This is a genomic window from Enterobacter sp. MGH 16 (assembly GCF_000493175.1).
In the GTDB taxonomy this organism is placed as follows: Bacteria; Pseudomonadota; Gammaproteobacteria; order Enterobacterales; family Enterobacteriaceae; genus Enterobacter; species Enterobacter roggenkampii.
On record NZ_KI535695.1, the window covers coordinates 3,165,392 to 3,177,726 of the forward strand.

10 protein-coding genes are annotated in these 12,335 nt (G+C 59.1%); 4 read left to right on the forward strand and 6 right to left on the reverse strand.

All coding sequences use genetic code 11. The features are described from left to right. From pgaB to pgaD, 3 genes are read left to right on the forward strand one after another with little or no spacing between them, the layout of a single operon-like run. The gene (gene pgaB / locus L362_RS08035; protein WP_196231161.1) at nt 1-1,944 is read left to right on the forward strand and encodes a poly-beta-1,6-N-acetyl-D-glucosamine N-deacetylase PgaB; all 1,944 of its coding nucleotides are present in this window, start codon (nt 1-3) and stop codon (nt 1,942-1,944) included. Continuing rightward, entirely contained in the window at nt 1,937-3,268 is a 1,332-nt protein-coding gene (gene pgaC, locus L362_RS08030) for a poly-beta-1,6-N-acetyl-D-glucosamine synthase (protein ID WP_023344909.1), read from the forward strand. The genes pgaB and pgaC overlap by 8 nt, the downstream gene beginning before the upstream one ends. Next, nucleotides 3,265-3,696, forward strand: a complete 432-nt coding sequence (gene pgaD / locus L362_RS08025; protein WP_023326057.1) for a poly-beta-1,6-N-acetyl-D-glucosamine biosynthesis protein PgaD — start codon at nt 3,265-3,267, stop codon at nt 3,694-3,696. The genes pgaC and pgaD overlap by 4 nt, the downstream gene beginning before the upstream one ends. A gap of 52 nt (nt 3,697-3,748) precedes the next feature. Here the strand turns inward: pgaD and gss are convergent, their stop codons facing one another. From gss to L362_RS07995, 6 genes are all read right to left on the reverse strand, one after another. After that, a complete protein-coding gene (gene gss / locus L362_RS08020) occupies nt 3,749-5,611 on the reverse strand; it encodes a bifunctional glutathionylspermidine amidase/synthase (protein WP_023344910.1) in 1,863 nt (620 codons plus the stop codon). Nucleotides 5,612-5,794: 183 nt separating this feature from the next. Beyond that, complete coding sequence (locus tag L362_RS08015) at nt 5,795-6,772, reverse strand: ABC transporter ATP-binding protein (protein ID WP_023344911.1); 978 nt, start codon at nt 6,770-6,772, stop codon at nt 5,795-5,797. Further along, complete coding sequence (locus tag L362_RS08010) at nt 6,769-7,746, reverse strand: ABC transporter ATP-binding protein (protein WP_023344912.1); 978 nt, start codon at nt 7,744-7,746, stop codon at nt 6,769-6,771. Before L362_RS08010 ends, L362_RS08015 begins: the two co-directional genes overlap by 4 nt. Then, nucleotides 7,739-8,584: an ABC transporter permease gene (locus L362_RS08005; protein ID WP_023344913.1), complete on the reverse strand. Its 846-nt coding sequence runs from the start codon at nt 8,582-8,584 to the stop codon at nt 7,739-7,741. Before L362_RS08005 ends, L362_RS08010 begins: the two co-directional genes overlap by 8 nt. Nucleotides 8,585-8,589: 5 nt before the next feature. Then, on the reverse strand, nt 8,590-9,543 hold the full coding sequence (locus tag L362_RS08000) for an ABC transporter permease (protein ID WP_023344914.1): 954 nt from the start codon (nt 9,541-9,543) through the stop codon (nt 8,590-8,592). A gap of 45 nt (nt 9,544-9,588) precedes the next feature. Next, complete coding sequence (locus L362_RS07995) at nt 9,589-11,178, reverse strand: ABC transporter substrate-binding protein (protein ID WP_023344915.1); 1,590 nt, start codon at nt 11,176-11,178, stop codon at nt 9,589-9,591. Between the two features lie 245 nt (nt 11,179-11,423). On the opposite strand from L362_RS07995, the gene yghU reads away from it, so the two are divergent. Continuing rightward, complete coding sequence (gene yghU / locus L362_RS07990; RefSeq protein WP_008499796.1) at nt 11,424-12,290, forward strand: glutathione-dependent disulfide-bond oxidoreductase; 867 nt, start codon at nt 11,424-11,426, stop codon at nt 12,288-12,290. Nucleotides 12,291-12,335 lie beyond the last annotated feature (45 nt).

The following is a 12,335-nucleotide window of genomic DNA, read 5'->3' on the forward strand; positions in this document are numbered from 1 at the left end:
ATGATGATAATGAACACACGTTTTTCCGCGAGCCTGATACTCATCGGCTGGCTCTGCCTCAGCGCAAATGTCTGCGCGCAGGCATTTTCGTTTATTGCGCCCAAAGATCGGCCGCAGCTGGAGGCGAGCAAACCCTGGCCGCAGAACCAGTTTCTGGTGCTGGCCTACCACGACGTCGAAGACGATGCCGCCGATCAGCGCTACCTCTCCGTGCGCACCAGCGCGCTAAACGAGCAGATAAGCTGGCTGCTGCACAACGGTTATCACGTCATCAGCGTGCAGGACATTCTGGATGCCCATGACGGAAAAAAAACGCTGCCGCCCAAAGCCGTTCTGCTCAGCTTTGACGACGGCTACAGCAGCTTTTACACCCGCGTCTGGCCACTGCTTCAGGCGTGGAACGTCCCTGCGCTCTGGGCGCCGGTGGGCAACTGGGTGGATACGCCGGAAAATCAAAAAGTTAACTTCGGCGGCCTGATGACGCCCCGCGATCGTTTCGCGACGTGGGATATGGTGCGCGAGCTCAGCCGGTCTCCGCTGATTGAGATCGGGTCGCACACCTGGGCCTCGCATTACGGCATTGTTGCCAACCCGCAGGGCAGCCGCGAACCCGCCATCGCCAACCGCTTTTACGATAAAGCGACGGGCCGCTATGAAACCGATCGGCAGTTCAGCCAGCGGATCGGCGATGACGTTCACAAAGTGACTGAAAAAATCACGCAGGTGACGGGCAAGGCGCCGCGCGCCTGGGTCTGGCCCTACGGTGCCGCCAACGGCACGTCGCTCGCCATCGCCAGACAGCAGGGTTATCAGCTGGCCTTTACCCTTGAGGACGGGCTGGGGAACGTGCAGGAGCTGGGCAACATCCCCCGTCTGCTGATCGCCGGCAATCCCTCGCTCAAGGCGTTTGCCAGTACGGTCAGCCAGGTTCAGGAGCGCGAACCCGTGCGCGTCATGCACGTCGACCTCGACTACGTTTACGATCCCAATCCAGCCCAGCAGACGCAAAATATCAACAGGCTGATCCAGCGGGTCTACGACATGAAAATCAGCCATGTTTTCCTGCAGGCGTTTGCCGACCCGCAGGGCGACGGCAGGATCAAGGCGCTCTATTTTCCCAACCGCCAGCTGCCGGTCCGGGCCGACCTGTTTAATTTTGTCTCCTGGCAGCTGCAAACCCGCGCGGGCGTAAAAGTCTTCGCGTGGATGCCGGTGCTCTCGTTCGATCTCGATCCTGCCCTGCCGCGCGTGCAGCGTCGGGACCGCTCGTCAGGCCAGCTGCGCGAAGCCACCGATCCCTATATCCGGCTCTCCCCGTGGGACCCGCAGGTGCGCCAGCAGGTGACGGACATCTATGAAGATCTGGCCCGCTATGCCAGCTTCAACGGGATCTTGTTCCATGACGATGCGGTGCTGACGGACGTGGACGATGGCCCTCAGAGCACAACACGTCAGAAAAGCCAGACGCTTATCGGGTTTACCCACGCCCTGAGCCTCGCGGTGAAGCATATCCGTGGCCCGCAGATAAAAACCGCGCGCAACATGTTCGCCTTGCCCATTCTGCAGCCCGAAAGCGAAGCGTGGTTCGCGCAGAATCTTGACGACTTTCTGGCGGAGTATGACTGGACGGTGCCGATGGCTATGCCGCTGATGGAGTCCATCCCGGCAGACGAGAGCGATGCCTGGCTGACGCGTCTGGTTAACGCGGTCGCCGCGCGTCCCGGCGCGCTCGATAAAACCATTTTCGAGCTGCAGGCCCGGGACTGGGATGGGAAACCGCAGCGCGCCGTTTCCGACAGCCAGCTGGCACAGTGGATGCGCGTGCTCCAGCTGAACGGCGTCAAAAACTACGGCTACTACCCCGACGACTTCATCAACAACCAACCTGATATCTCACGCATCAGGCCTGTATTTTCTTCGTACTGGTACCCTGACAATGACTGATCGCATTATCGCCTTTTCCATTTTATGTCTGGTATTCGGGTTGCCGTTAGGCGTGGCCGCCCTCTTTACCGGCGAGCTGATTCTGGATTTTGTGTTCTTCTGGCCGCTGTTCATGTCGGTGCTCTGGATAACCGGCGGCCTCTATTTCTGGTTTCAGCTTGAACGCCACTGGTCGTGGGAGAAAGAGACGCCCGCCCCGACGCTCGCCGGTGAGCCGCTCATCTCCATTCTTATCCCCTGCTTCAACGAGGGAAGGAATGCCCGGGAGACCATCAGCGCCGCGCTGGATCAGCGGTATGAAAATATCGAAGTTATCGCCATCAACGACGGCTCGTCTGACAAAACCGCGCAGGTGCTGCAGGCGCTGGCGCAGGAACATCCGCGCCTGCGGGTAATTAATCTCGCGGAAAACCAGGGGAAAGCGCTGGCGCTCAAAGCCGGGGCAGCGGCGGCCCGGGGCGATCTGCTGGTCTGCATTGACGGCGACGCCCTGCTCGACCGCGATACGGCAGCGTATCTGGTGGCCCCGCTGATTCAGTATCCCCACGTCGGTGCGGTCACCGGGAATCCGCGTATCCGCACGCGCTCCACGCTGATCGGTCGCATTCAGGTGGGCGAGTTCTCATCGATTATCGGGCTCATCAAGCGGACGCAGCGGATCTATGGCCGGGTCTTTACCGTCTCGGGCGTCATCGCCGCCTTTCGCCGACAGGCGCTGGCGGACGTCGGGTACTGGAGTCCGGACATGATCACCGAAGACATCGACATCAGCTGGAAGCTCCAACTGCGCCACTGGGATATCTTTTTCGAGCCGCGGGCGCTGTGCTGGATCCTGATGCCGGAGACGCTGAAGGGCCTGTGGAAACAGCGTCTGCGCTGGGCCCAGGGCGGTGCGGAGGTGTTCCTAGTCAACCTTCGCAGGATTGTGCGCTGGGAGCATCACCGCATGTGGCCCCTGTTTCTTGAGTATGCCCTGTCAACGCTGTGGGCCTTCGCGTACGCCATGACGGTGCTGTTATTTATCCTCAGCCATATCACGCCGATTCCCGCCAGGCTGACCGTGGAGAGCCTCTTTCCACCGGCGTTTACCGGGCTGCTGCTGGGCGTGATGTGCTTGTTGCAGTTCCTGGTCAGCCTGTTCATCGAGCGGCGCTATGAACGGAAGGTGACCAGCTCGCTTTTCTGGGTGATCTGGTTCCCGATGGTGTACTGGATGATCGGCCTGTTCACCACCCTCGTCGCGTTTCCAAAAGTCATGCTTAAACGCCAGCGCGCCCGCGCGCGCTGGATCAGTCCGGACCGGGGAAAAGGAAGCCTTCAATGAACGAAAATACCTTAATTCTGACCGAACATCGGCTGTTGCCACGTCTTTTCGATGCCGCGTTAACGCTGGTGGCGTGGGGAGGCTTTCTGTTTTTCCTGTATGCCCGGCTCTGGATGCAGCTCACCGAGGAGAGCGACCACCGCTGGAGCGTGATTATTGCGTCCTTTAATACGGTGTTGCTCTACCTGCTGTTCGCCGCGCTCAACGGCTGGCTGCTGATTTTGTGGTATCAGTACAATCGCCGTCGGGCCCACGCGAGGCGGCGTCAGCCGGGCTATTTTCCCCAGGAGGAGCTGGCCCGCAGCTTTAATGTCTCACCGCAGATCATCTCTGAGATGAGCCAGTACAACCTGCTGACGGTCTATCATGACCAGATTGGCCGCATCATCGATCTGAAGATCAACGGGCAGGAAGAGGAAGAACAGTAACGAAAAGCCCCCGCAGGATGCCCTGCGGGGGCTTTTTTATTGCGGGTAAGAGCTACTTATCTTTAACCACGATCAGCGGCTCAATATCGCTCTCTTTCTTCACCACCAGCGAGTCATCGCCGCGCAGGCAGGTCCCACCGTAGTTCCCGCCCACGGTAAAGGTACAGACCTGTATGTACTTGCCGTCGACCTTCGGCAGGCACCACAGCTGCTGGTAGATGTTTTTGCGGTCAACAAACTTGCCGCTGGATTTATCCAGCAGTTCGTCCTGGGCGCTAATCAGGTCGATATTGCTGCCGCAGCGTCCGGCAATCGGCTTAACGGCGTATCCGGTCTGCTTCAGCAGATCGTTGACCTCAAAATCGGTGTCGAGCAGGTAACGGTGATTCGGGAACAGTTGCCACAGCACCGGGAGAATCGCCTTGTTGCCGGGAATAACGGTCCACAGCGGTTCAAAGACCAGCACCTCCGGGCGCAGCAGGACGTCAATCAGGCGCACTTCGCCTTCAGGATGTCCGGTGCGGATCGGCACGGCGGCGTATTCGGTTTCGCTGACCTCGCGGATCTGCTCTATCGCCGTCTCCCACGCCCAGGTTTTCCACACGCAGTTGACGTGGCGACCCTCGTCGTCAATCAGCTGTCCGGCGGCATCCCAGCTCAGCGCCCCCAGCCCGTGGAGGATTTTGGTCTCGAACCCGGCCTGCATCAGCGAACGCTGAATAAAGAGCGCGTGATAGTCCTCTTCGACATCGTTGTCCTGCATGATGTGGACGAACGGCCGGGCGTGGCTGTGCTTCCAGGCGCCGGTCAGCTCTTCCAGCAGGCCTTCTGCCGGGTTATGCCCGTTGCCGCGATAGCCATTTTTCACCCACTCTTCGAGAATCAGCCCGCCCTCGGTATGGCAGGAGGCGGAGTCGGCATTGTACTCGTAGACCTTGATGCCGCGCTCATCCATGCAGAAATCCATACGACCGGTGATCATATGGTGACGACGCCACTGCCAGGAGAGGCGCAGGCGCGGCCAGAGGATTTTCGGGATGTCGAAAAGCGCCAGCAGGCTGTCGTCTTTCAGCACCTTGTCCGTGGCGTGCAGGTACATCAGGTGCAGCTCGTTGGTGGCTTTGATCAGCTCCTGTTCGGCGCTTTCGGTAATGGTGAAGTACTGGCAGGGATCTTTGTTGATCACGTGACCGTTGGCGCGAATATACGCCTGCTGCAGCGCGTCATTTTCGTTGAGCCATTTCCCGTCGAACTGACGTGTGTTTTTCAGCCGCGCGCCGCTGATTTTCAGCAGTTCGCCGTCGATTTCCGGCTGCGGAATGCTATGTTCTGTGTCGTCGGTCTGGATCATCCAGCCGAGAATTTCCGTGTCGCTGAAGGTGTCGTGGAGGATGTAACACCCGTTCTCCACGCTCAGGCGCAGCTCGCGCGTCCACTGCTGCCCGAGCGGCAGTGGGGAGTGAATCACGTTCTGCTCGGCGATACGCACCTTATCGTCCAGAAGCTGGGTGATCACCGCCACGTGGCCGGTCTCGTGAAACTCGCCGCCCTTTTGCCAGATCAGCAGCGCCCCGGCGCGCGGCGCGCGTTTTGAGCCGTTGGCAAACGCCTGAAGGGGCAGAATGTTATCGTTCACCACCTGACGCAAAAAGCGCAGAGAGAAAATTTCCCACGCCATACCGACGTCGGTAAACACGAAGCCATAGTTGAGGAACAGGAAACGGCGGGCAAACTCAACGCACTGCCACTTGTGGCCCATGTATTCGTTGCCGATGTAGCTGCGGAAATCCGCATCTTCCGGATAGTTTCGCGGGTCCAGACTGCCGTAATTTGAAGAGTAAATCGCCACGCCACCGGGCGCATAGCCTAACAATGTCCCGAATGGCGCATCACTGCTTAACGTTCCTTTACGCATGTATCCAACCTAAAACAGGCAGGCGGCAATTTTTATGGGTTGTCGTCGTCTGCACGTTGTAATTAACCTGACAGAGGAGCGTTTATCATACACCTGCGTGGTAAATAATTCGCCTTACCCGGCCGACAAAACACAAAACCCTGTAGGTCGGGTAAGCGAAGCGCCACCCGACACGTTTAAGGCTCACATCTTAAACAGCCAGCACGCCGCGAAATGCCCTGGCGCGATCTCCTGCATCGCTGGCTCCTGCGTCTGGCAAACCGGCATGGCGTGCGGGCAGCGGCTGCAGAACTTACAGCCCGGCAGCGCGGACGTAGGGCCGGGCATTTCGCCGCGCAGGGTGGCGTCTTCGAGGTTGCGAATCCGCGGGTCGGGCTGGGGAACCGCCGCCAGCAGCGCGCGGGTATAAGGGTGCGCCGGACGCTGATACAGCTCATTCGCCGGGGCCACCTCCACCAGCTTACCGAGGTACATCACCCCAATGCGGCTGGAGATATGACGCACCATCGAGAGATCGTGGGCGATGAACAGATAGGTCAGCCCCAGCTCCTGCTGCAGGTCCTGCAGAATATTCACCACCTGCGCCTGCACCGAGACGTCCAGCGCCGAGAGCGGCTCATCGCACAGCACAAATTCAGGACGCACGGACAACGCGCGGGCAATACTGATGCGCTGGCGCTGCCCGCCGCTGAACTCATGCGGGAACCGCTCAAGGTGCTCCTGCTTCAGCCCCACTTTGTAGAGCAGCGTTTCCGTCCGTTCGCGCTGTTCTTCACGGCTGTAGCCGTGGATCTGCATCGGCTCGGCCACCAGCTGCCGCACCGTCATGCCGGGGTTGAGCGAGGAGTAAGGATCCTGAAAAATCGCCTGCATCCGCTTACGCAGCGGCTTGAGCTCTCTTTCGCGAGCATGGGCAATCGCCTGTCCGGCAAAGTGGATCTCGCCCGCGGTGATATCGAAAAGGCGCAGAATGGCGCGCCCGAGGGTGGATTTCCCGCAGCCGGACTCGCCCACCAGGCCAAACGTCTCGCCGGGCTGGATATCAAAGCTCACGCCATCAACCGCCTTCACCGCCGCGCCTTTACGCAGCAGACCGCCGTTAAGCGCATAGTGTTTGCGCAGATCGCGCACGCTTACTAAAGGGGCCTGTTGTTCACTCATGCCTGAATCTCCTTATCGGCCCATAGCCAGCAGGCGGCGCGATGGCCTTCACCCATGGCGTAAAAAGCGGGCTGCCGTTCACACTGGGGCATGCGTTTCGGGCAGCGTTCGGCGAACGGACAGCCCGGCGGCGGGTTAAGCAGGCCAGGCGGCGCGCCCTCAATGGGCGATAAACGTTGGTTGACCTCATCCGGGCGCGGCAGCGAGGCCAGCAGCCCCTGGGTATAAGGATGTGCAGGGCGATAAAAAATATCCTCCACGCTCCCCTCCTCCATCACCAGCCCGCCGTACATCACCACCACGCGGCTGCAGACCTGCGCCACCACGCCGAGATCGTGGGTGATCAGCAGAATCGCGGTTTGGGTCTGCTGTTGCAGGCTTTTCAGCAGACGCAGGATCTGCGCCTGAATGGTAACGTCCAGCGCGGTGGTCGGCTCATCGGCAATAAGCAGCTTCGGGTTGCAGGAGAGCGCAATGGCGATCATCACCCGCTGGCGCATCCCGCCGCTGAACTCGTGGGGATACTGGTCGTATCGGCGTTCCGCCTCGGCAATCCCCACCTGTTCCAGCATGGCGATCGCCGCCGCTTTGGCCGCTCTTTTGGTGAGCCCTTTATTGCGCATCAGGATCTCTGCCATCTGTTTACCGATGGTCAGCACCGGGTTCAGGGCGGTCATCGGATCCTGGAAAATCATCGCGATCTCGTTGCCGCGAATGGCGCGCATCTGCGCAGGGGTTTTCTGCGCCAGATCGTCATTCTGGAAGCGAACGCTGCCGCCGGTTATCCGTCCGTTGCTCCCCAGAAGCTGAATGATCGACTTACAGGTGACGCTTTTCCCGCAGCCCGACTCGCCGACGATGCCGACAAGCTCCCCCGGCTGAACCTGAAAGCTCACGCCGCGCACCGCGTGAACCTCGCCCTCGCGGGTGCGGAAGGTGGTTTGCAGGTTCTCAAGCGCTAATAAGCTACTCATCGCGATTCGCTCCTGGCTCAAAGGCGGTACGGAACACATCGCCCAGCACGTTAAAGCTGAACACCGTCAGCAGGATAAGAATGCCGGGGAACATCGCCAGCCACGACGCTTCGCCAATATAAGACTGGGCGTTGTTGAGCATGCTTCCCCACGACGCCGCCGGTGCCTGTACGCCCAGCCCTAAGAAGCTGAGCGTCGACTCCATCAGAATGGCCGAGGCGATATTGAGCGTGGCGGCCACGATAATGGTCGGCAACACGCCGGGAATAATGTGGCGAACGATAATGCGCAGCGGGTGCTCCCCCGACGCGCGGGCATAAAGCACATACTCGCGCTCTTTCACCGACAGGGTTTCTGCGCGCACCAGCCGCGACATGTTCATCCACGTCAGCAGGCTGATGATCAGAATGATGTTATCCACGCCCGGCTTGAGGTACGCATTCACCACCAGCAGCAGGAAGAAGGCCGGAATGGCCATCAGGATATCCACGGCGCGCATCATCAGGTTGTCCAGCCAGCCGCCAAAGTAGCCGCTCACCGTTCCCACCACCGTGCCGATAAGAGTGGAAAAGAGCATGGCGAGAAAACCGACCATCAGGGAGATCTGCCCGCCATACAGCGCGCGGGTGAAGTAGTCGCGCCCGTACTCGTCGGTGCCAAACCAGTGCGCAGAATCCGGCGGCAGCGTGCGTGCGCCAAGCGCCATCCGATCCGGATCGTACGGACTCAAGCCCGCACAGAGCGCGGCGATAACAAATATAAAAAGCACAAACAGGGAGAACTGCGCCGGACGATTGCGGCGCAGCTGGTGACGAACCTGCTTCCAGCGTCTGCTCATGCGGGTTACCTCAGCGTACGAATGCGGGGATCGGCGAAGCGATAAAGCAGATCGGCGATCAGGTTACCGACGATCAGCATCATCGACGAGAGCATGACGATCGCCATGATCAGCGGGTAGTCCAGCGAGGCGATCGACTGGATCCCGAGCAGCCCCATCCCCGGCCAGGAGAAGACGCTTTCCGTCACGTAGGCCCCCACAATCAGCTCACCGAACGACAGCCCAAACAGGGTGATCACCGGCAGCAGCACGTTTTTCAGCACGTGGCGGAACAGAATGCTGGAACGCGTGGCGCCGTAAGCCAGCTGGGTCTGCACGTAGTCGGCCGAGAGCTGCGAGATGGTGTTGGAGCGGATGTAGCGCACGTAGCTGGAGAGGTTGTAGAACGTGAGGGCAATACACGGCAGCACGCCGTGGCGCAGCACGTCCAGCGTATTATCCTCCATGCCGATGGTGCGCATCCCCATGCTGGGGAACCAGTTAAGCTGCACGGCAAAGACCGTAATGAGCAAGATGCCGAACCAGAAAATCGGCACCGAGATGCCGATATAGGCGAACAGGTTCAGCAGGTGATCCAGCCAGCGGTGCTTAAATGCCCCCGCCAGCAGGCCCAGCGGTATGGCCAGCACGATCGCCAGCAGCAGCGACGCGCCCATCAGCCCCAGGGTGGCCGGAATGCGTTCGCCGATCATCTCCAGCACCGGCCGGTGGTAGATCAGCGAATAGCCGAGATCGCCCTGCAGGACGTTCTTCAGCCACAGGACGTACTGCGTGACCAGCGGCTTATCCAGCCCCAGACTCTGGCGAATACGTTCGATATCTTCCGGAGCCATGCGCGGCGTGATGTACGCCGCCACCGGATCGCCGGGCGCGAGCTTGACCAGCAAAAACGCCACCAGCGAAATGAAGAACAGCATCGGCAGCAGCTGCAGCAGCCGACGCGTGAGGAGTGTGTTCACGACATGCCCTTACCAAGGCCCCGACCCGACGGCCGGGGCAATCGCTTATTTCTGATAGATTTTTGACAGATCCTGGAACAGATAGACCGGTTTCGGCTCCGCTTCCTGGGTGCCGCCGAAACGCTTGTCTACCGCGACGGTCGCATTGGTATAGGCGATCGGGTAGTACGTCATGTCGTTCGCCACGGTCTGCTGAATTTGCTTGTAGATATCGGCACGTTTTGCGGCGTCGGTTTCCACGGCGCCTTTATCCCACAGGGCATCAAACTGCGGATTTTTGTAGTGCGCGTAGTTATAGGCTTCGTTGCTCATGAACAGCGATTTGTAGCCGTCCGGCTCTGAGCCCATGATGTAGCCGCCCAGGTTCAGCTCCCACGCGGTGTTGTTCATATCGAGGCTGCGCTGGGACATGGCGTTGGAGTCCAGCGGCATCAGCTCCACGTTCACCCCAATGCCCTTCAGCGCCTGCTGAATGTAGAGCGCCATGCTCTCCTGGGTTTTGTTGGTATTCACATACGCCAGGCGCAGCTTGAGGTTGTCCGGCGCGCCGGACGCTTTAAGCCGCTCTTTAGCTTTTTGCAGGTCGAATGTGTATTGCTCGACGTCATCCGTCTTGTAAAGCGTATCGGGCGTCAGGAAGGACGTCGCCGGTTTGGCGTAGTCCAGCGAGGTAAAGGCGGTCTGGGTCAGCTCGTCTTTGTTGATGGCGTACGCAATGGCCTGACGCAATTCTTTGCTCTTCATTACCGGCACGTTCTGGTTGAACGTCATATAGGCCAGACGGCCTTCCGGATAGACCACGAAGTCAAACTTACCGGTATTTTTCAGGCGGTTCACATCCTGCGGGTCAACCATCTTGAGGTTGATTTCACCGTTTTGCAGCGCAAGGTTGGCGGCGTTACTGTCTTTGGCGAAACGGTAGGTCACCGAATCTAGCTTCGCTTTGCCGTTCCAGTAATCGTCAAAACGGGTCAGGGCATAATATTGTCCGGCGCGGTACTCTTTAAATTTGAACGGCCCGGAGCCGACCGGTGCATCGTTTTTGCTGCTCTTTTCCAGGTCGCCTTCGCCGGCGAACACGTGCTGCGGGATCGGGTAGATCTGTACCAGCGTGCCGGTAAAGGCCGCGCTGACCTGCGGTAAGGTGAACTTAACGGTGCGGTCGTCAACCTTGCTTACCTGTACCGGCTTATCGCCGTAGGTGAACATGCTGCGGAAGAAGCTGTGCTGTTTGGCATCCAGCAGCTTATTGAAGGTGAAGACCACGTCGTCCGCCGTCAGCGGCTGGCCGTCCTGCCATTTCAGGTTGGGTTTTAACGTCAGGGTGTAGCTCAGGTTGTCGGCGGAGGGCGTCAGGCTTTCCGCCAGGCCCCATTCGATCTTACCGTTATTGAAGCTATAGAGCGGGGCATAGAGCGCCTGCATGATCGTCAACGTGGTACGGTCGCTGGCGTAGAGCGGATTTACAGCTAACGGGTCGCCGGAGGTAATACCGATAATCAGCGAACCGCCCGCTTTTGGCGCATCGCTTTTTGCCGCTGAGGGCGTATTTGTCTCTTTATTTTTCGCATCATCACAGCCCGCCAGGCCTAACGCGAGCGAAACAACCACTGCCGATAACAGAAGCTTGCGCATCTCACTAACTCCTTGCCTTATAAAGTGTTTATGACTGCATCTTTTATTTATGTTGAAGCATCATATGCAGCTTTATCCGTTTACGCATTAATTATGAAAATGCGATTTTCGATTAAGCTTATGCCGTATTTGATATATATAAGCAGCAGAAGGAATAGCGGTTAATTGCTTGCGCTCACAACGTTAAACGCTTCACAAATCTCCTGCTACACTGCCTCAACACATCACTCAAAAGGCAGGCCAACATGTCAGACAACACGTATCAGCCACCCAAAGTGTGGGAATGGAAAAAGAACAACGGCGGCGCGTTCGCCAACATCAACCGCCCCATTTCCGGCGCGACCCATGAGAAAGATCTTCCTGTCGGCTCTCACCCGCTGCAGCTCTACTCGCTGGGCACACCGAACGGCCAGAAAGTGACGATCATGCTCGAAGAGCTGCTGGCGCTGGGCGTGACGGGCGCGGAGTACGACGCGTGGTTGATCCGCATCGGCGAGGGCGACCAGTTCTCCAGCGGCTTCGTGGAGGTGAACCCGAACTCGAAAATCCCAGCGCTGCGTGACCACTCCACGAACCCGCCAACGCGCGTCTTTGAATCCGGCAATATCCTGCTCTATCTGGCGGAGAAATTCGGCCACTTCCTGCCGAAAGATCCGGCGGGACGCACCGAGACGCTGAACTGGCTGTTCTGGCTGCAGGGCGCGGCGCCGTTCCTCGGCGGCGGCTTTGGCCACTTCTATAACTATGCCCCGGTGAAAATTGAGTACGCGATTGACCGCTTCACCATGGAAGCTAAACGCCTGTTCGACGTGCTGGATAAACAGCTGGCGCGCGGTCGCTACGTGGCGGGTGAGGAGTACACCATTGCGGATATCGCCATCTGGCCATGGTTCGGCTGCGTGGCGCTGGGCAGCGTGTATAACGCCGCTGAGTTCCTCGACGCAGAAAAGTACACCAACGTGCAGCGCTGGGCGAAAGACGTGGCGAATCGCCATGCCGTTAAGCGCGGACGCATCGTTAACCGCACCAGCGGCGAGCTGAACGAGCAGCTCCACGAACGCCACGCGGCGAGCGACTTCGAGACCAATACGGAAGATAAGCGTCAGGCGTAATGTTCTGCCGGGCGGATCGCCGCCCGGCAACCGAGATCCTTTCGC